The 19,620-nt window shown below is 73.1% G+C and carries 12 protein-coding genes; 7 read left to right on the forward strand and 5 right to left on the reverse strand.

Annotation, left to right across the window (positions count from 1 at the left end):
• Window positions 1-324 precede the first annotated feature (324 nt).
• The 3 genes from WME90_RS37525 to WME90_RS37535 all read left to right on the forward strand — a co-directional run bounded on the left by WME90_RS37525 (window position 325) and on the right by WME90_RS37535 (window position 5,376).
• On the forward strand, window positions 325-2,670 hold the full coding sequence (locus WME90_RS37525; RefSeq protein ID WP_437276880.1) for an AAA family ATPase: 2,346 nt from the start codon (window positions 325-327) through the stop codon (window positions 2,668-2,670).
• A 59-nt stretch (window positions 2,671-2,729) separates the two neighbouring features.
• Window positions 2,730-3,989: a metallophosphoesterase family protein gene (locus WME90_RS37530; protein ID WP_437276881.1), complete on the forward strand. Its 1,260-nt coding sequence runs from the start codon at window positions 2,730-2,732 to the stop codon at window positions 3,987-3,989.
• 169 nt (window positions 3,990-4,158) lie between these two features.
• Window positions 4,159-5,376, forward strand: coding sequence for a cytochrome P450 family protein (locus tag WME90_RS37535; protein WP_437276882.1), 1,218 nt, complete (start codon window positions 4,159-4,161; stop codon window positions 5,374-5,376).
• 195 nt (window positions 5,377-5,571) lie between these two features.
• On the opposite strand, the gene WME90_RS37540 is transcribed toward WME90_RS37535, so the two are convergent.
• The 5 genes from WME90_RS37540 to WME90_RS37560 all read right to left on the reverse strand — a co-directional run bounded on the left by WME90_RS37540 (window position 5,572) and on the right by WME90_RS37560 (window position 16,507).
• On the reverse strand, window positions 5,572-7,635 hold the full coding sequence (locus tag WME90_RS37540; RefSeq protein WP_437276883.1) for an amylo-alpha-1,6-glucosidase: 2,064 nt from the start codon (window positions 7,633-7,635) through the stop codon (window positions 5,572-5,574).
• Window positions 7,625-9,571 carry a malto-oligosyltrehalose trehalohydrolase gene (gene treZ, locus WME90_RS37545; RefSeq protein ID WP_437276884.1) on the reverse strand — a complete coding sequence of 649 codons (1,947 nt, stop codon included), beginning with the start codon at window positions 9,569-9,571 and terminating at the stop codon, window positions 7,625-7,627. Before treZ ends, WME90_RS37540 begins: the two co-directional genes overlap by 11 nt.
• 419 nt (window positions 9,572-9,990) lie before the next feature.
• Window positions 9,991-12,330, reverse strand: coding sequence for an ATP-binding cassette domain-containing protein (locus WME90_RS37550; protein ID WP_437276885.1), 2,340 nt, complete (start codon window positions 12,328-12,330; stop codon window positions 9,991-9,993).
• Window positions 12,327-15,344, reverse strand: a complete 3,018-nt coding sequence (locus WME90_RS37555; RefSeq protein ID WP_437276886.1) for an ATP-binding cassette domain-containing protein — start codon at window positions 15,342-15,344, stop codon at window positions 12,327-12,329. The genes WME90_RS37550 and WME90_RS37555 overlap by 4 nt, the downstream gene beginning before the upstream one ends.
• A complete protein-coding gene (locus tag WME90_RS37560) occupies window positions 15,341-16,507 on the reverse strand; it encodes an HlyD family secretion protein (RefSeq protein WP_437276887.1) in 1,167 nt (388 codons plus the stop codon). Before WME90_RS37560 ends, WME90_RS37555 begins: the two co-directional genes overlap by 4 nt.
• 168 nt (window positions 16,508-16,675) lie before the next feature.
• Here WME90_RS37560 and WME90_RS37565 point away from each other — a divergent pair, with 168 nt between their 5' ends.
• The 4 genes from WME90_RS37565 (at window position 16,676) to WME90_RS37580 (ending at window position 19,531) form a co-directional block, all read left to right on the forward strand.
• Window positions 16,676-16,891, forward strand: coding sequence for a microviridin/marinostatin family tricyclic proteinase inhibitor (locus tag WME90_RS37565; RefSeq protein ID WP_437276888.1), 216 nt, complete (start codon window positions 16,676-16,678; stop codon window positions 16,889-16,891).
• Between the two features lie 337 nt (window positions 16,892-17,228).
• Window positions 17,229-17,465, forward strand: a complete 237-nt coding sequence (locus tag WME90_RS37570) for a microviridin/marinostatin family tricyclic proteinase inhibitor (protein WP_272103913.1) — start codon at window positions 17,229-17,231, stop codon at window positions 17,463-17,465.
• A gap of 45 nt (window positions 17,466-17,510) precedes the next feature.
• The gene (locus WME90_RS37575; protein WP_437276889.1) at window positions 17,511-18,509 is read left to right on the forward strand and encodes an MvdC family ATP-grasp ribosomal peptide maturase; all 999 of its coding nucleotides are present in this window, start codon (window positions 17,511-17,513) and stop codon (window positions 18,507-18,509) included.
• On the forward strand, window positions 18,506-19,531 hold the full coding sequence (locus WME90_RS37580) for an MvdD family ATP-grasp ribosomal peptide maturase (protein ID WP_437276890.1): 1,026 nt from the start codon (window positions 18,506-18,508) through the stop codon (window positions 19,529-19,531). The genes WME90_RS37575 and WME90_RS37580 overlap by 4 nt, the downstream gene beginning before the upstream one ends.
• Window positions 19,532-19,620: the final 89 nt, after the last annotated feature.

Raw genomic sequence — 19,620 nt, forward strand, 5'->3', positions numbered from 1 at the left:
ACATCGCCAGAATTATGCAGCACGGTTGTTCCCGCGTCGCGGCGCGCAGCCGCTTTGACGCACGCCGTCACCACGACGCATGGAGTTGATCTGACGTTGAGTTGGCCGTCAGCGTATTCCGACGCCGCTCCACTTCGACCGGGACAGGCCCTTTCAGGGCGCGGCGGGAGCGACGGCGGCGGAATCGTGGCAATGGCGCAATGAAACAGCGGCCCAACGGAACAACGGAGCAGCAAAGCGACGCAGCGGCGTTCGCTGGCGCGGGGGTGTGGCCCGGTTGTGTTAGGCTGGCACGCTCAGGCTGCGCGTTTCCACCGTCACCGTATGACCAAGAAATCGCTCCGCGTCTATTTCATCGCCCACCACGACGGCCGCTTCACCGGCATCCTCCTGCGCACGTGGGCATTTCTCTTCGATCGGCCGGCGCCGTCCGCCTATGGCGCCTCCGAGGACGACGTGCTGCGCGCGCTCGAGGTCGAGCTCCACGCGCGGCTCGCCACGGACGAGGACGATCTCGATCGCTATCTGTGGGACGAGTCGTTCGAGGTCCGCTCGCTGGACGTCGACGTCCACCCGCAGACCAGCGTCAAGCGGACCGCCGTCGTCGGCAGGCGCCAGATCCCGCTGCGGCTCACGTACCTCGCGAGCAAGCTCGCCGAGGGCGGAGTCCGCGTGATGCTCCCCCGCTTCGGCTGGTCCGTGATCCTCGAGGATCTCTCGATTGCGCCCGACGTGCTCCGCCAGCTCGTCACGAGCGCGCTGCTCGGCGAGTCCCCGCGGTCGCTCTTCGATTTTCGCCGGGAGGGCGACGAGTACGTGCGCCCATGGTCGCCGCGCCTCCCGGCGCGCGCCAGGCGGAGCGCTCGGCGCGCCGCGGACGAGCGCCCGACGCTGCACGCCGTCGCCGAGGATCTCCTCGAGAAGGCCGCGCGCCAGCGGCTCCCGCTCGCGGTGGGCGAGTCCGAGGAGCTCGCGCAGGCGCTGCCGCTGTTCGACGCGGCGCGCGCGGCGCCGCTGCCGTCGATCCTGCTGGTGGGCGGCCCGGGCGTCGGCAAGACGACCTGGGTCCACCGGCTGGCGCGTCGGTTCGCGGCGTGGCGGAGGGACAAGGCGCGCGCGCGCTCGCCGGGCCTGTTCGGCACCTCGGCCGACCGGCTCCTCGCCGGGATGAAGTACCTCGGCATGTGGCAGGAGAGGTGCCTGAGGCTCGTGAGCGAGCTGTCGCACGAGGGGGATCTGCTCCACGTCGGCGCGCTCTTGCCGCTGCTCCGGCCGCAGCCGGACGGCGCGTCGATCGGCGACGTGTTCCTGCCGGCGCTCCGGACGGGCGAGGTGAGCCTCATCGCGGAGTGCACCGAGCCGGAGCTCGAGGCGTGCCAGCGCCGCGCGGCCTCGCTCGTGGCGTGCTTCCAGATCGTGCGGCTGCGCGAGCCGGAGCCGGCCGCGGTGCCGGCGCTGCTCGCGGAGTACGAGGCGCGGAAGGACGCGCGCGTCCGGCTGCACCCGGCGGGCAAGAAGCGGCTGGTCCAGCACCTCGCGATGTTCCGGCGCGACGTGCTCTTCCCCGGCAAGGCGTTCCGCTTCTTCGACTGGCTCACGCAGGAGGCCGGCGCCCGGGGCGGCGCGGAAGCGGAGCCAGCCGGACCGGCCCCGGCGCGCGTGCTGTACCCGCGGGACGTGTCCGAGGCGTATGCGCGCCACTCGGGGCTGCCGATCGAGCTCATCGCCGACGAGATCCCCGCGAGCGCCGAGACGATCGCGCGCGGGCTGAAGCGGCGCGTGATCGGGCAGGACGAGGCGTGCGACACCGCGGCGCGCGTGCTCGCGCGCTTCAAGGCCGGGATGAACGACCCGGAGCGCCCGTGCGGCACGCTGCTCTTCGTCGGGCCGACCGGCGTGGGCAAGACGGAGCTCGCGAAGGAGCTCACGCGGTCCATGTTCGGCGACGAAGGGCGGATGATCCGGCTCGACATGAGCGAGTACAGGCACCCTGGCTCGTCGGCGCGGCTGCTCGGGGCGGGGCCGGGCGCCACGACGCTCGCGCAGCGCGTGCGGCAGGAGCCGCTGTCGCTCGTGCTCCTCGACGAGATCGAGAAGGCGCACCGCGAGGTGTTCGACCTCCTGCTCGCGATCCTCGGCGAGGGCCGGCTGACGGACGAGGACGGGCGCCACGTCGATTTCCGGATGGTGCTCATCGTGATGACCTCGAACCTCGGCGTCGCCGACCGGGCGCCGGTCGGCTTCGGAGACGACGGTGAGCGCGGCGCGCGAGCTTCGGCCGGCGCGCTCCCCGGCGCGCGGCGCGCGGCGCCGGCGGGCGTGCGCGAGCACTTCCGGCCGGAGTTCGTGAACCGCGTCGACCACGTGGTGCAGTTCCGGAGCCTCGGGCGGGACAGCGTGCTCAGGATCGTCGATCTCGAGCTCGCCAAGGCCGAGGCGCGCACCGGGCTCCTGCGGCGCAACCTGAGGCTCCGCGTCCTGCCCGAGGCGCGAGCCTTTCTGGCCGAGGCGGGGTTCGATCCGAGGCGGGGGGCGCGGCCGCTGAAGCGGGTGATCGAGGAGCGGGTGATCACGCCGATCGCGGCGCGCATGGCGGAGGATCCGGGGTGCAGGGACAGGGAGATCGTGGTGGCGGGCGGGAGCGCGGGGCTCGATCTGCGGTTCGGGTAGCTCGGCCGCGGGAAAAGCGCTCCCGCTGAGAAGCGGCTACGCTGGTGCCGCGCCAGCCCATGAAGTTCGTCCATGCCGCCGATCTCCACATCGACAGCCCGCTCCGCGGGCTCGACCGTTACCCCGGCGCCCCCGTCGAGCAGATCCGCGGGGCCACCCGCCGCGCGCTCGAGAACCTCGTGAACCTCTGCCTCGCCGAGGAGGTCGATCTCTTGCTCCTCGCCGGCGATATCTACGACGGCGACTGGAAGGACTACAGCACCGGCCTGTTCTTCGCCGCACAGCTCTCCCGGCTGCGCGCCGCCAAGGTGGAGGTGGTGCTCCTCTATGGCAATCACGACGCCGAGAGCAACATCACGCGTCACCTGGAGCTCCCCGAGAACGCCCGGCGGCTCGATCCCCGCCGCCCCGAATCCATCGTCTTCGATCGGCTCGGGGTGGCCGTCCACGGACAGAGCTTCGCGACAAAGGCCGTCACCGACGATCTCGCCGCGGGTTATCCGGACGCGCGTACCGGCCTCTTCAACATCGGCATGCTCCACACCTGCCTGGGCGGGCGCGAGGGCCACGACAACTACGCTCCTTGCAGCCTGAACACCCTCATCGGGAAGCGATACGACTACTGGGCGCTCGGCCACGTGCACACCCGGGAGGTGCTCTCGCGCGACCCGTACATCGCGTTTCCCGGCAACCTCCAGGGCCGCCACGCCCGCGAGACCGGCGAGAAGGGCGCGCTCCTGGTCGCGGTGGACGAGGGCCGCATCACCTCGGTCGAGCACCGTCCCCTCGACGTCGTGCGCTGGTGCGCCTGCGAGGTCGATCTCTCCCCGGCCGCGAGCGCCGACGACATCGTGGATCTGACGCGGGAGGAGCTCGAGCGGCGCCTGGCCGAGGCGGACGGGCGCACGCTGGCCGCGCGGGTCTTCCTGTGCGGCGCGACGAAGGCGCACGCCGCGCTCCGCGCCGACTTCGAGCGCTGGACGGGGCAGATCCGCGCGATCGCGAACGATCTCGGCGGCGCGCTCTGGATCGAGCGCGTGCTCTCCCGGACGATCTCGCCGCTCCAGGTGGGCGCCCTGGAGGAGCGGGACGACGCGATCGGCCAGCTCACGCGGTCGCTGCGGTCGCTGCGCGACGACGAGGCGGGCCTGTCCTCGCTGCTGCGCGAGTTCGCGAGCCTCAGGAACAAGCTCCCCGCCGAGGCGCGCGAGGGGGACGACGCGATCCGCCTCGACGACCCGGCGTTCCTGCGCGAGGCGCTCGACGACGTGGAGCACACGCTGATCTCGCGGCTGCTCGGCACGAGCGACGCGCCCTGAGGGCAGAGCGCGCTCCCGCGGCGCGCCCGAGATCCGACGCCGCGGCTCGACGGCGCGCAGCGCTCCGGCCGCCGCTTGACGGCGCGCGGTTCTCCACCATGCACTCCCCGCAATCCGGCGTGACGCGCGCGGCGCCTCGAACGGCCGGACGTCAGGAAACGGGGGAATCATGGTCGACCAGGGCGCTTTTCCGGAGCTGTTCCGTCCGAATGGCCGCGCCGAGACGCACGCGATCTATGCGCGCATGCGGGCCGCGGGGCGCCTGCATCGCCTCGTCCAGCCCCGCCTCGACGTGCCTATCTGGATGGCCGTGGGTTACGACGACTGCGTGGAGCTCCTCAAGGATTCACGCCTGATCCGCGACTTCCGCAAGCTCCCCGCCGAGGTGCGCCGGCGTTACCTGCCGCTCAGCGAGCGCTCATCCAGCCTGGATCGACACATGCTCGACGCCGATCCGCCGGATCACACGCGGCTCAGGGCCGTCGTCCAGCGGGCCTTCTCGCCGCGGATGATGGAGGGGCTGCGCCCGCGCATCCAGTCGATCGCGGACGGTCTCATCGACGCCGTGATCGACCGGCGCCGGATGGAGCTCGTGGCAGACTTCGCGTTTCCGCTCCCCATCGCGGTGATCACCGAGCTCCTCGGCCTCCCCCTCGAGGATCGCGACCGGTTCCGCCGGTGGACCAAGGTTTTCCTCGCGCCCACGAAAGATCGCGAGTTCGTGGAGCGCGCGCAGCCCGTGGTGGAGGAGTTCACGGCGTACTTCCTGGCGCTCTCCGAGGCGCGCCGGAAGGCCCCGCGCGACGACCTGATCAGCGGCCTTTTGCTCGCCGAGGAGCAGGAGCACAAGCTGAGCCCGACGGAGGTCTCGAGCATGGTGTTCCTGCTGCTCGTCGCGGGCCACGAGACCACCGTGCACCTCATCGCGAGCGGGATGTTGCTCCTTCTCTCGCACCCCACGGAGCGGCGTCGGCTCGAAGAGGATCCCGGGCTCATCGGCTCCGCGGTCGAGGAGGTGCTGCGCTGCGAGGGGCCGGCAGAGCTCTCGACGCTCCGCTGGCCGCTCGAGGACATCGAGCTGTTCGGCGCCCGCGTGCCGGCGGGAGAAGCGGTCTCGGCGGGGATCCTGGCCGCGAACCGGGATCCGGAGCACTTCCCCGATCCGGACCGCTTCGACATCGGCCGCTCGCCGAACCGGCACATCGCCTTCGGGAGCGGGATCCACTTCTGCCTGGGGGCGACGCTCGCGCGGATCGAGGCGGCGATCGCCTTCTCGACGCTCCTTCGGAGGCTGCCGCGGATCGAGCTCGCCGCCTCGCCGCGCGACATCGCGTGGAGCGAATGGCCCTTGATCCGCGGCCCGGTGGCGGTGCCTGTGGAGTTCTGAAGCGGACCAATCCCTCATTATTGTTGGGAGTTTTAGAGCGGTTTCCGCCCACCTCTGCACCATGCAGAGCAGAGCGGCGGTCACCCGCACAGGAGACGGGCCCAGATCGGCGTTTTCGGCGCGGAAGCGCACTCCGGTGCGCTGAGCACCGAAAACGCCGAGATGGGCCCGTATCCGAAGCGGGTGACCGCCGCTCTAGGGGGCCGTCCGGGCGTAGGCGCGCAGCAGCTCGGCCACGCTCCACGCCTGGGCGACGCACCCGCGGGGCGTGAAGGGCGGCTCGGCGTCGAAGATCTCGCTGATCGAGCCGGCGCAGGCCTCGTCGAGGTGCGGCGCGAAGCCCTCGAGCAGGCCCCGCGCGCCGGCGCGATCGGCGGGATACACCTTCAGCCACGCGTCGATGAACGGGCCGATGAGCCACCCCCACACGGTGCCCTGGTGATAGGCCATGTCCCGCGCGCGGAGGTCGCCGAAGTACTTCGGCTTGTAATCCGGGTGTCCCGGGGCGAGCGACCTGAGGCCCACGGGCGTCCAGAGCCGCTCCTTCACCTGATCGACGATCCCCTTCCAGCGCGCGGGATCGAGGACCGGATGAGTCAGCGAGATGGCAAAGAGCTGGTTTGGCCGGAATGCGTCGTCGGTGCCCTGCTCGCCGTCGATCACGTCGTAGAGATGGCCCAGCTTATCGGACCAGAAGCGCCGGTTGAAGGACGCCTTGACCTGCTCGGCGGCCGCGCCGTAGCGCCTCGCCGCGCCGTCGCCGTCGGCCTCGCGCACCCAGCGCTCGATGAGGCGCAGGGCGTTGTACCAGAGCGCGTTGATCTCCACGGCCTTCCCGCGGCGCGGCGTGACCACGTAATCGCCGACCTTGGCGTCCATCCAGGTCAGCTGATATCCCTCTTCCCCCTGGCGGATCAGGCCGTCCTGCGGGTCGGCGCGGATCCCGAAGCGCGTCCCGCGGGTGTGGTGCTCGACGATATCGATCAGCGTGGGGAGGACGAGCCGGAGCGTCTCGCGATCGCCCGTGGTCGTCAGGTAGCGATCGAGCGCGTGGAAGAACCAGAGCGTGGCGTCGGCGGTGTGGTAGAGCCCGTCGTTCTTGCCCTCCGGGAACATGTTGGGGATGAGCCCATCCTTCACGTAATGGGCGAACGTGCGCAGGATGTAGCCCGCCTCGGAGTGGCGCCCGGTGACGAGCGTCAGCCCCTCGAGGCTGATCATGGTGTCCCGGCCCCAGTCGGTGAACCAGTGGTAGCCCGCGATGACGGTGCGCACCTCGTCCCCGGCGGCCCGGGCGCGGGCGGCGTCCTCGACGCGGCCCGCGGGGGTGATGAGGAATTGATCGGCGCCGAGGACGAGCTCCGCCGCGGGCCCCGTGCGGACCTCGGGCGTCGCCGCGAGCAGGAGCCTGGTCCGGCGCTTGCGCTCGGCGCGCTGCACCTCGTCGGTGGAGAGGGCGTTGATCGTCTCCCACGCCTCCGTGGACGCGATCAGGGTCGCGCTGCCGGAGACCTTGAGCTCGAGGCTGAAGCGGCCAGGGCTGTAGAACTCGCCCACCGCGTCGTATCCGCGGCTCTGCTCGATCCGGTAACGCACGTTGCGCAGGCGGGCGCTGTCGATCCTGAACTCGGCCCGAGCGCCCTGGACCTTCAGCCGGAGCGGCGGCAGGTCGCTCGGCGACGCGAGCTCGTAGCGATCCTCGATCACGGTGAGCGCATAGGGGCCCGCCACCGGCCGATCGAGCGCGCCCTCGTGCGGCCGGAAGTTCACCCACGGCTGGAGCTCGATCTGGACCGGCCCCTTCCCCTCGACGAGCGTGTACGTGACATGAACCGTGTTCTGCGCGTGCGGCAAGAGGAGCCGCCGCTCGATCGCCATCCCCGCGCCCTCGTAGCGCCAGACCGGGAGCCCGGCCTCGAGGCGGAACTCGGCGAGATCGATGATCTGCGCGGCGCCGCCGTCGAGCCAGGGCTCCTGACCGCCCACCTGAACCACCTTGTTGTCCGCGGTGAGGATCCGGGTGGACAGATCGCTGAGCATCATGGTGCGGCCGAGGGGGGCCGGCAGCGCGGAGATCAGCAATCCATGGAAGCGGCGGGTCACCGCGCCGGAGATGGTGCCCGACGCGTAACCGCCGAGCCCGTTCGTGACGAGCCATTCCCGCGTGAGCGGGTCCGAGCCGTGCTCGGCGTCGTCCTGCGAGGCGGGGGCGGCGCCCCGGGACCAGACCATCCTCCGGCAGATCTCGTCAGCGTGCATTCTTCTTGGGCTCCTCTGGGCGCGGGTTGGCGCTCGTCTTCTCGGGCACCGGCGTCCCGACCACGGGGTGGAGGAGGATCGCCGCCTCGCCCGGGATGTGGACGCCATCCTCGGTGATGACAGGTGGACTGCCTTGGCCCCCGTAGCGGGGCGACTCGCTGGACCACGACGTCTCCCAGCGGCGCCCCGGCGGCGGGGCGAAGAGCGGCTCTGGCAACGAGCCTCGATGGATATCGCGCCCGAGGTTGACGAGGAGCAGCCGATCGTCCCCGTCGTCGCCGAAGTAGCGGAGGAGGAAGGCGTGGGCGGAGAGGACGGCCCCGTCGACGCCGCGCGGGCGCTGGGCCGCGATCACCGGATCGCGCCGGCGGAGCGCGATGAGATCCTCGTGGAGCGCGTAGATGCCGGCGTTGCGCTCGCGCTCGGAGAGATCGAGCTTGCAGCGCTCGAACGTCCGAGGGTCGCTCGGATCGTCGAGCTGGTCGCGGACCTCGGGCAGGGAGCAGGACGGGAACTGCTCGAGGAACTCCGCCCTGCCCTTGCGCACGAGCGGGGCGAGCTCGGGGTTGTGGTCCGCGAAGAAGAGGAACGGCGCCGAGGACCCGAACTCCTGCCCTTGAAAGAGCATGGGTGTCCCCGGGGCGAGGAGCAGGACGGCCGACATCGCCCGGAGCCTGCCCGGGCTCACGATGCGACAGAGCCGCTCGCCTCGCGCGGTGTTGGCGACCTGATCGTGGTTCTCCAGGAAGAGGACGAAGCGGGCCGGATCCACGCCGAGCGCCGGCGTCCCTCGCCGCTGCCCCTGCCACTGATAGCGCTGCCCCTGGAAGAGGAACCCGTGCTTCAGGGCGGAGAGGAGCTCCTGAGGCGAGCCCTCGTGATCGGTGTAATAGGCCTCGTTCCGGCCGGTGAGCGCCACCTTGGCGCTGTGATGGAAGTCGTCGTTCCAGATGGCGTCGAGCCCGTAGCCGCCCCGGTCGGCGGCGCGGATCAGCCACTCTTCCTGGGACTCGTTCTCGGCCACGACGAACGTCGCCTTGCCCTTCGCCGCCTCCCGGACGCGGCGCCCGATCGCGGCGAGGATGTGGTCTTTCGAGCTATCGTAGATGTTCTGCGTCGCGTCGAGCCGGAGCCCGTCGAGGTGGAACTCGTCGATCCAGTAGCCGGCGTTGGCGATGAAGTATTCCCTCACGGCCTCGGATCGCGGGCCATCGAAGTTGATCGCCGCTCCCCAGTCCGTCTTGTGGCGTTCGGTGAAGTAATCCGCCGAGAACTGGCCGAGGTAGTTGCCGTCCGGGCCGAGGTGGTTGTAGACGACATCGAGGATCACCGCGATCCCGGCGCGGTGCGCCGCGTCCACGAAGCGGCGGAGGTCGTCCGGGCTGCCGTAGAGGCGCGTCGGCGCGAAGAGGTTCACGCCGTCGTACCCCCAGTTGAAGCGCCCGGGGACCTCGGCGATGGGGAGCAGCTCGATCAGGGAGATGCCGATCCGCGCGAGCTCGGGCAGCTCGCGGGCCGCGGATTCCCAGGTGCCCTCCCGGGTGAAGGTGCCAACATGCATCTCGTAGACGACTTGCCCCTTCAGCGGGGCGCCCCGGAATGCCGCATCGCTCCATGAGAACGCGCCGGGATCGACCACCTCGGAGGGCCCGTGAGGCCCCTCCGGCTGCGACCGCGAGGCGGGATCGGGATAGAGCTCCTCGCCGTCGTCGAGCCGGAACCGGTACCGGGTGCCGCGCGCGGCGGACGCGACGAGCGCCGCGAAGTAACCGCCCTCCTCGGGCCGCATCGGGGCGGCCTCGCCGCTCCCCGGCCCGGCCTCGAGGACGACCTCGACCCTGCGCCGGGCTGGCGCCCAGACACGGAAGTGCACTCCTCTCCCGGCGAGCACCTCGGCGCCGACCGGCAACCGCCTCTCCATCTTGAGCTCCGGCATTGAAATGAATTCTAGGCGCAACACAGATGACGTCCAGCACCGATGTGCATCATGACAACGCACCTGCTGCTGTTTGGCCGTCGAGAGCAACGCGCTTTACGGAGTTGCCTGAGAGCGATCAGGGTTGAACCGACATCGGGGCCCGCGCTGCCTGTGTGGCGAAATTGCGCGACGTGAGCTCGCCCTGGACCGCGCGGCCCACTCCATGGCGTCGTGGACCAGAGAGAGACAGCACGAGACAGGGGGCGACGGCGCGAGACGGGGAGAGGCCATGATGGGGGCTCGACGACCTTGCGACACGTATCCCGAAAGCGATGGGCCGCCACGCGTCCTCGGACGCCTGCACACATGGCGCGAGGCGGCGCCGCGCCGTCCGCGAGCGAGCCGCGGAGGGGCCCGCCGCCGCGCGCCCTCCGCGGCTACGGGTGGGCGATGACCACGAGCGTGCGCGCGCGCCGCAGCACGCAGCGCAGCGCGCGCTCCAGCGTCTCGGGGTCGAGCGCCGCGAAGCTCTCGTCGAGCACGACGACCTCGGCGCCCTGGAGCAGCGCGCGCGCGATGTAGAGCCGGCTCCGCTCGCCGTGCGAGAGCTGCCAGCCCGTCTCGCCCACCGCCTGCTCCAGCCCCCCCGGCATCCGGCCGAGCAGCTCGCCCAGGCCGAGCTCGTGGCAGATCTCCTCCGCCTCCTCGATGTCATCGGGCCTCGGCGGCCAGCGCCTGCCCATCAGCAGGTTGTACGCGAACGTCCCGGCGAGGACGTGGTTCTCGTGGAACTGCGGCGCCGCGGCCACGCGGCGGCGCCACGCGGCGGCGCCCAGCATGTGGCGGTCGAGCCCGTTGAGCAGCAGCAGCCCCGCGTCGGGCGCGCGCAGCCCCGAGAGCAGGGCGCTCAGCGTCGACTTCCCGCCGCCCGAGGGGCCCTCGAGCAGGACGCGGTCGCCCGCCGCGATCCGCAGCGACACGTCGATCACCGCGGGGCGCGCCCTGCCCTTGTGCCGGAACGACAGCTCGTGCGCCTCGAGGACCGTCGCGCGGGCTTCGGCGTTCCCCGCGTCCCCCGCGCCGACCGGACCGCCGGCGATCTCGGGCGCGCGGGGCGGCGTTCGCCCCGCGTCGGGCGGCAGCGGCGGCGGCGGGGCCCCGCCGCGGGCGGCCGCCTGGAACAGCGTGGAGACCTGCTCCCACGCGATCGCCGCGTTGGCGAGGCTCGACAGGCCGGCCGACAGGCCCTGGAGCGCGCGGCTCGCGAGCACGACGCCCCCCAGCGCCACCGCGTACGCCGCGGCGGAGCTGGCGCCCGCGAGGAACGGCGGCAGGAGGCCGGCGATGCCCGCGATGAGCCAGCCGCGCGGCATCAGCGCGCCGAGCTCGATCTGGCTCCCGTCGATCTCGCGCGACCGCAGCAGGTACTGGGCGAGCGCCTCGTCCTCGCCGTGGTGCCAGCGGCCGCTGCGCTCCTGGGCGAGGCGGGTCCGGTGGCCGACCAGGCGCTCGATGAGGTCGTGCGTCATCGCGAGCCGCGCGGCGGTCCAGCGCGCGCGCCGCCGGTAGAACCGCACGCAGAGCGCCACGACCAGGACCGCCCAGGCGGCGAGCAGGAGCGCGTGGAGCGCGCCCGCCGCGCCCTGGGCGAGCACGGCCGCCGCCGCCGCGAGCTCGAACGCCGACGCGACGGCCGCGACGCCGCCGCCCATCGCGAGGCCCTCGATCGCCTCGGACTCGATCACGCGGCCGAGGAAGCGGCCCGCGCCCTCGCTGCGCACCTCCTCGGCGTCGAGCGCGAGCGCGCCCGAGAGCAGGCGCTGCTTGATCAGCGCGCTCGCGTCGATCGCGACCAGGCCGGACAGCCACGCCATGAGCTGGCGCAGCGGCACCACCGTCGCGAGCAGCAGCGCGCCGGCGACGAGCCACCCCTCGTCGAGGTGGTCGTCGAGGATGCTGCGCCCGACGGTCATCCACACCAGGATCCAGAGCGTGTAGGCCGACGCGTGGGCGGCGAGCAGGCCGAGGAGGCGGCGCGGGACCCGCGCGGCCGTGATCTGCCGCGCCATCGGCGCGCCCGGCGGCAGACGCAGGCTCCAGATGCCGTCGACAAGGATGGGCCCGAGGCGCTCGCGGAGCAGGGCCCGCCGCGCGCCGCCGCGCCGCCGCGCCGGCACGCCTGCGCGCGCGAGGACGTGCTCGATCTCCGGGAGCACCTGGGCCTCGATCGGGCGGCAGATGCGGCTGGCGAGCGCCTCGACCGGAACGCGCGCCGTGGAGCGGTCGGCGCGGAGCGCGGCGAGGTCCCGCCCCCTGCGCCGCACGACGGCGAGGAAGCGAGGCGTCCCGCCGTCGCGCAGCCACACGATCGCGGGCGCGACGCGGAGCAGCGCCTCGCCGATCTCGTCGTAGCGCGCCGCGATCGGCTCCGCCTCGACGCCGAGGTAGGCCGCGGCCTGATCGATCCACGCCCCGAGCGCGTCCGCGCTGCGGAGGTGCCCCGCGGTCGGGACGGGCGCCGCGACCGCGCGCGGGCTGAGGCCGCCCTGCGCCGCGAGCGCCTCGAGCGCGTCGCCGAGGCGCTCCGCTGGCCACTCGAGGGCGCCGAGCGCGTCGACCGCCTCCTCTGGCCGGGCCCCCGACCCAGGTTGCGGCGTGGCTCCCCACCCGGGTTGCGGCGGGCCTTCCCACCCGGGTTGCGGCGGGCCTCCCCACCCGGGTTGCGCCTCTGCGCCGTCCGGCCGGGCTCCCCACCCAGGTTGCGCCCCAGCGGTCACCTCCGCTCGCCCTCTGGCGCCGCTCCGGCGCTCTCGCCCGCCGCTCCGACGCTCTCGCCTGCCGCTCCGGCGCTCTCGCCTGCCGCTCCGGCGCTCTCGCCCGCCGCTCCGGCGCCCTCGCCCGCCGCTCCGGCGCCCTCGCCCGCCGCTCCGGCGAGGCGCCCGCGCGCGACCTTCAGCCGGCGCCACCCGCCGCTCGACCAGAGCCCTCGCTGCACGGCCGCCTCGGCCTCCAGCAGCGCGCGGTAGCGCGAGCCGGGGCGCGCTGCGAGCTCGGCGGGCGCCCCGTCCTCGACCACGCGCCCGCCGTCCACGACGAGCACCCGCTCGAACGTTCGCGTCTCGCCGACGTCGTGGGTGACGCACAGGAGCGTCGCCCGGCGGAAGCGCCGTCGCGCCCGGGCGAGAAGCGCCCGGCGGCGCTCGCGATCGAGGCCGCGGAACGGCTCGTCGAGGATCGCGAGCCGCGCCTCGCCCCGCAGCATCGCCCGGCCGAGGCGCAGGCGTTGCCCCTCGCCGCCGGAGACGAGCCCCCCGCCCTCGCCGAGCAGGGTCTTCTGCCCCTCCGGCAGCCGCTCCAGCACCTCGCGCAGCTCGGCCTCGTCCACGACCGCGCCGAAGTCGGCCGCGTCGTCGGGCGCGCCGTAGCGGAGGTTGTCGAGGAACGACCGGTTCCAGATCTGGACCGCCGGATCGACCCATGCGGTCTCCTCGCGCAGCGCGCGCACCCGCTCGCCGTCGAGGGGGCGGCCATCGACGAGCACCCTGCCCTCGCTCGCCCGGTGCCACCCGAGCAGGACCCCGACGAGGCTCGATTTCCCCGCGCCCGAGGCCCCGACGATCGCCACGTGGCTGCCCGCCGCGATCTTCAGATCCACCCCGTCGAGGATCACGTGACCGGCCGCCTGGATGCGCACGCGCTCGAAGGCGATCGCGCAGCCCGCGCCGCCGGCGGAGCGCGGGGCCGCCGGCGCCGCCGCGGTGGGCGCGCGCAAGGGGACGCCGGCGCGCGGCTCCTCCGGCGCGCCGAGCGGCTCGAGCAGGCGCAGCGCCGTGTTGCGGTGCGCCGGGTACTGGAGCAGCGTGCTCGCGAGCGCCTGCCCGATGGCGGGCAGCGCGAGCGCCCAGTAAAAGAGCAGGAGCGCCCGCGAGAGGGCGCCCCCGCGGGCGAGGAAATCGCCGAGGATCCACGCGGCGAGCGCGAAGCCGAGCAGCGCCTGCGCCCCGTCGACGGCGAGGGCGGCGCGGAGCAGCGCGCGTCCGGCGAGCGCCCACTCCCCGAGCAGGCCCGCGTGCTCGCGGCGCACGGCCCGCTCCGCCGCGTGCGCCCGGATCGGCACGAGGCCGAGGAGCGCGTCGAGGTAGAAGCCCGTGAGCGCGCCGGCGTGGGTGCGGACGCGCAGGTCCCGCTCGACGAGGACGCGGCTCCCCGCGAACGGCAACACGAGCGCGAGCGCCGCGCCCGGCACCGCGAGGCGCGCGCTCGCGGGATCGATCCAGACGATCGCCGCCGTGGTGACCGCGAGGTCGAGCGCCGAGCGCGCGATCTGGCCGCCGAACGCGGGGAGGCCGCGGAGCACGTGCAGGCTGTGGCCGCGCTGCGCCATGTCCGAGGCCGGGCGGCTCTGGAAGTAGCGGTCGCCGATGCGCGGGATCTTCGCGAGGAACGCCATCCGCAGCCGGACCTCGAGGTGGCGCCCGAGCCGGATCATCCCCGTGCTCAGCGAGAGATCGAGGGCGAGCTCCACCGCGAGGAAGGCGACGAGGGCGGCGAGCGCGGCGAGGCGCTGCTCGAACAGCGCGAGATCGTTCGAGATCTGGAGCAGGCCCCGGAAGAGGAGGCTCTCCAGCACCACCGTCGTGACGCTGAGCACGAGCGCGCCGGCGAGCACGGCGGGCGTCAGCAAGCCGTCCTCGCGGATCATCCGGAGCAGCACGCGCGCGGGCTGGATCTCGCGCTCCGCGAGCGCGGCCGCGAGGTCGGGGGGGAGGCGCGCCTCGCGAGCGGCCGCCTCGGCACGAGGGGCGGCCTCGCCGCGAGCATCCGCCTCGCCGCGAACATCCCCCTCCGCGCGTACCGGCGGCGCAGGGGCAGCGGCGCTCGGCGCGGCGTCGCGGCCTGCCTGCGCGCGGGCGAGGCTTGGCTGACGCCGCCCGCGGATCCGCACGAGCACGGCGCCCCGCGTGAGGACCAGCTCCTCCCCGCGCGGGCCGGCCGGCCCCGGGCGCGCCGTCCAGAAGGCGGGCGGGATCATCTCCTCCCGAGCGGCCCCGGCGTCCCGCTCGATCAGCGCGCCCAGCACGCGCGCGGCCTCCCGACCGCGCCCGATGCCGCCGGAGCGCACGAGCGACGTCACGAGGCGCGCGCCGGCGTCGACCGCGGCGATCGCGCGCCAGTCCCGGTCCGAGAGCGCCGCCTCGATCGACCGCGTCCCTGCGCCGAGCCACGCGAGCCGGCGCCCGAGCGGCCGCGTGAACCCGTCGCTCGCGGCCCACGCGCGGAAGTCCGCCGCGGACAGGGGCAGCTCGTGCTGGTAGAGCTCGGCTTCGAGCTGCCGTCGCGTGACCCAGCGCCGCCCCGTGCCCGGGTCCATGATCTGCGCGAGGCCGCCGTGCCGGCGCCAGATCACGACGATGTGGAGCGGCCCGGTCGACTGCCGCACGATCGCCAGGGCGGGCAGCGCCTGGGCCTCGTCGAGGAGCACGTGCTCCGGGGGGACGAGGATCTGCTGGGCCACGAGCCCGAGCTGCTCCGCGAGATCTTCCAGGGTGTCGATGGAGGTGCCGTCGACGTCGGTCTGGCAGGCCTCGCGAAGGCGCCCGTAGCTCACGCCGATGCCGAAGCCCTCGAGCACGCACTTGAGCGTCGCTGGCCCGCAATCCATCGCCGAGGTCTGCACCACCTCCGGCGCGAGCAGCCTCCGCTTCGGGCTCGGCGCTCGGCGGCGGGGATCGGCGCTCGCTGCTCGCTCCGCCGCGGATCGTGGATCGGCGCTCGCCGCCCCCTGGCTCACCCGCCCGCTCCGCCGCGGACCCTCACGATCTGCCCTGCCGCCCGCAGCACCAGCGACGCCGGCGAGACGCGCTCCATCTCGATGACGACGCTGCCGGGGAGCCCGTGCTGCACGGGGATCGGCGACGCGGGATCGGGGCGCACGCCGAGCTCCACGCGGATGCGGCCCTCCTGCGCCTCGCTGGCGACGCGCTCGACGGTGGTGGCCAGCGTGCCGTACTCGGTCCAGGGGAACGCGTCGAGGCGCAGGCGCCCCGCCTGCCCCGCGCGGATCCGCCCGACGGAGGAGGGCGGAAACTCCGCGATCACCCTGAGCTCTCCGGGCGGGACGACGGCGGCCACGACGTCGCCTTCGCGCACGAAAGAGCCGGCCCTGAGCGGCGCGATCTCGCCGACGCGCCCGGCGATCGGCGAGCGGATCTTGCGCCGCTCGATCTCGGCGAGCAGCCCCTGGATCGTCGCCTCCAGCACGAGCCGCTCGCCGTCGAGCGAGGCCGCCTCGCGGTCGAGGCGCGCGAGCTCGGCCTGCTGCTCGCTCTGCCCGGTGCGCCGCTCGACGTTGGCCCGCGCGGCGGCGCGGTCGAGCGCCTCGGTCGCCGAGCGCCTCGAGAGCGCCTCGGCCGCGAGCCGCGCCGCCTCGGCCTCGGACACGAGCCCGTCGTGACGCAGGCGCACGGCCCGCTCCGCCTCGAGCTCCTGGAAGCGCGCGCCCGCCTCCGCCTCCTTGAGCCGCGCCTTCGCCTCGTCGATGCGCGCGCGCGCCGCCTCCGCCCCGTCGCGCAGCGCCTGCGAGCGCGCCGCGATCTCGGCCCGGAGCGGCCCCATCTGCCCCGCGATCGCCGAGAGCCTCGCCTGCTTGTCGTCGATGTCGCGGCGGAGCGGCTCCACGTCGAGCTCGACGAGCACGTCGCCCGCGGCGACCTCGGCCCCGAGGTCGAGGCGGACCGCGGCGACCGTCCCGCCGAGCGGCGCCTCGACGCGGTGCGCCGCCCGCCCCACCTCCAGGCGCGCGCTCACGCTCGCCTCGTACTGCCCGACGCGCGCGAGGAAGAACCACGCGAGCCAGCCTCCGAGCAGGAGCGCGCCGATCGCGGCGCCGGCGATCGAGCCGCGATGGCCGTCGGTCGCGATCGCGTGGATCGAGCGTGAGAACCCGGCGGGCATGGGGGGTCGCGCCAAGGTACACGAGCGAAGGATGCGCAGGAAGTCGCACCCGACGCCCGAATAAAGGCGATGAGCCTGGCAAAACTTCACGTGCAGCGCGGGCCGATCGAATGAATCCTGTCGTCCGCGGCTCCGCCGCAAGGCAATACATCGATATGGAGGTTTCCAATGGCTGACATCGATCGTGATCCCGAGCAGAGCGAGCAAAACGAGCAAGCGGAGGCGGTGCCCTTCTTCGCTCGCTTCCTCGAAGATCAGAAGCGCATCCGGACCGGCGTCAAAGCCGGCGGGATCTACCAGACCCTCAAGTACCCCTCGGATCGGGACGAGATGGTCACCATGAAGTACCCCTCCGACGGCGACGACGACCCGGTCTACAAGTGAACCGTGAGCACCGCGCGGCGGGTTGACCGCCCGCGGCCGAGCGGAACTCAGCGAGACCGCGCGATCGCCATCCAAAGCGCGTGCCGCGCCGTAACCATGCGGAACCACGCGTAACCAAGCTCAACACGATTCAACACAACAAAGCGCCCGAAACTGAAAGATAGCCGCAGTAGCGGAATCACAGAACCACGGGATCGCGGAATCACCAACCAGAACCGCCGTAATCGTGCCAAAGGTTGTCAGCGAGCTTGCTCCCCTGCCCGGCCGCTCGCTATGTTAGCTCTCTTGTCCTCGGCGGCTCCGTCGCCGCGGCAACGCAACCATCTGGAGGTATCCCATGGCCGATATCGACAACCGTGAGCCCGAGCAGCAGGAGCAGAAGGATGACGCCGAGGCGGTGCCGTTCTTCGCTCGCTTCCTGGAGGATCAGAAGCGCGTCCGTACCGGCGTCAAGGCCGGCAGGCCGCCCTTCCAGACGCTGAAGTACCCTTCGGATCAAGAGGACGGCGGGGGAGGCGGGAAAGACCCCATCTTCACCACGCTGAAGTACCCGTCGGACGGCGACGAGGCCTGAGCACCGCATGGACCGCCCGCGCCCGTGCGAGAGAGGTTCCCTGACGTGACGACCGCGAGCGCGAGCGTCCTCCTGGTCTCGCACTCTCAGGACGACTTCGGGATCGGGCGCGTGGCGGAGGCGCTGCGGAGGCGCGGCGCTCGCCCCGTCCGCCTGGACGTCGACCGATTCCCCCGCGACATCACTCTCTCGACGGCGCTCGGGCCGGGCGGCGCACGCCGTCGCCTGGAGGACGCCGGGGTCGAGATCGACGGAGACGAGATCTCCGCGGTCTGGCTCCGGCGCCTCTGGGCGCCGAGCCTCGGGGAGGGCATCCCCGAGGCGTACCGCGACGCCTGCGTGCGCGAGTCGATGGCAGCGCTGACCGGCTGGCTGAGCGGGCTCCCCGCGCGGCGCTGGATCAACGCGCCGGCTGCCGACGAGCGCGCCCAGGACAAGATGCGCCAGCTCGCGGCGGCCGCGTCGGTCGGCCTGCGCGTCCCCGAGACGGTGGTGACGAACGACCCGGCCGAGGTCCGCGCGTTCTTCGCGCGCCTCGAAGGGCGCGTGGTCGCCAAGATGCTCACGCCCTTCTCGACAAGCCTCTCCGGCGGCGCGCCCTTCGTCTTCACGCACGCCGTCTCGGAGGCCGACCTCGACGCCCTCTCCGGCCTGCGCCAGAGCCCCATGGTCTTCCAGGAGCGCATCCCCAAGGCGCGCGAGCTGCGCGTCGCCTGCGTCGACGGCCGGTGCTTCCCAGGCGCGCTCGACGCGACCCGCTACGAGGCGATCGCGGTCGACTGGCGCCACCCGGACGTCAGCGACGCCGGCATCGGGTGGGAGCCGGACGCCCTCCCGCGCGACGTCGAAGCGCAGCTCGGCGCGCTCCTGCGCGCCCTCGGGCTTGTCTTCGGAGCCGTCGACCTCATCCGGACGCCCGACGGACGGCACGTCTTTCTCGAAGTGAACCCCGCCGGCGAGTGGGGCATGCTGGAGCGGGATCTCGGCCTGCCGATCGCCGACGCGCTGGCGGAGGCGCTGCTCGCTCCGACGGAGAACCGGTGACAGTCCTCATCATCACGCACAGCGAAGACAACGAGTGCATCGACCGCGTCGCCGCCGCGATCGCCAGGCTGGGCGGCCGGGCCTTCCGCTTCGACACCGACGCTTTCCCGGCGGGCGCGCGGCTCACGCTGGCGTCGGGGGCCGGGGCGGGCCGCTCCACGCTGACCACCAAGGAGGGCGCGCTCGACCTCGGCGACGTGACCGCCGTCTGGTATCGCCGGGTCGCCTACGGCGGCAAGCTGCCGTCGTCGATGGACCCACAGCTCCGGACGGCGTCGGTCCAGGAGGCGAAGCAGACCGCGGAGGGCATGCTGGCGGCGCTCCGCGTCCCGCAGGTCGACCCCTTGCCGGCGGTGCGCTTCGCGGCGAACAAGCAGGTGCAGCTCGACATCGCGCGCGAGGTCGGCCTCGACACCCCGCGCACGCTCACGACCAACGACGCCGACGCGGCGCAGGCCTTCGCAGCGACCTGCCCGGGCGGGGTGATCGCCAAGATGCTCTCGTCGTTCGCCGTCTACCGCGACGGCGAGGAGCAGGTGGTCTTCACGAACGCCCTCGGGGCCGAGGACCTCGCGGACATGCGGGGGCTCTCGCTCTGCCCGATGACCTTCCAGGAGAACATCCCGAAGGCGCGCGAGCTGCGGGTGACGGTCGTGGGCGAGCGCGTCTTCACGGCCTCTGTCGACTCGCAGGCGGCGCCCGGCGCCGAGGTCGACTGGCGGCGGCAAGGGATCGAGCTCATCGACGCCTGGCGCAAGGACACGCTCCCGCCCGACGTCGAGACGGCGGTGCTCCGGCTGATGGATCAGCTCGGCCTCAACTACGGCGCGCTCGACATCCTCCGCACGCCGGACGGCCGGCACGTATTCCTCGAGGTCAACCCGTCCGGCGAGTTCTTCTGGCTGGAGCGGACCCCCGGGCTCCCGATCAGCGAGGCGCTCGCCGAGGTGCTGCTCGGCAAGGCGCCGCGGCGCGGCTCGTGGAGCGCCTTCCTCCACGCCCCGGTGACGCAGCCCCGCTGAGCCGTGGCGCGCGGTGCGCCTTGACAAAGCCCGGAGGTTCCGCACTTGCTATCCGTTCAGGGGAGGGCAACGCCCCCTGCGCCCGGCAA

This window comes from Sorangium sp. So ce375 (assembly GCF_051473855.1).
Lineage (GTDB): Bacteria > Myxococcota_A > Polyangia > Polyangiales > Polyangiaceae > Sorangium.

Excerpts from the sequence above, each read along its gene's own strand:
- WME90_RS37525 (WP_437276880.1), top strand. The coding sequence starts at position 325 with ATGACCAAGAAATCGCTCCGCGTCTATTTCATCGCCCACCACGACGGC.
- WME90_RS37530 (WP_437276881.1), top strand. The coding sequence starts at position 2,730 with ATGAAGTTCGTCCATGCCGCCGATCTCCACATCGACAGCCCGCTCCGC.
- WME90_RS37535 (WP_437276882.1), top strand. The coding sequence starts at position 4,159 with ATGGTCGACCAGGGCGCTTTTCCGGAGCTGTTCCGTCCGAATGGCCGC.
- WME90_RS37540 (WP_437276883.1), bottom strand. The coding sequence starts at position 7,635 with ATGCACGCTGACGAGATCTGCCGGAGGATGGTCTGGTCCCGGGGCGCC.
- treZ (WP_437276884.1), bottom strand. The coding sequence starts at position 9,571 with ATGCCGGAGCTCAAGATGGAGAGGCGGTTGCCGGTCGGCGCCGAGGTG.
- WME90_RS37560 (WP_437276887.1), bottom strand. The coding sequence starts at position 16,507 with ATGCCCGCCGGGTTCTCACGCTCGATCCACGCGATCGCGACCGACGGC.
- WME90_RS37565 (WP_437276888.1), top strand. The coding sequence starts at position 16,676 with ATGGCTGACATCGATCGTGATCCCGAGCAGAGCGAGCAAAACGAGCAA.
- WME90_RS37570 (WP_272103913.1), top strand. The coding sequence starts at position 17,229 with ATGGCCGATATCGACAACCGTGAGCCCGAGCAGCAGGAGCAGAAGGAT.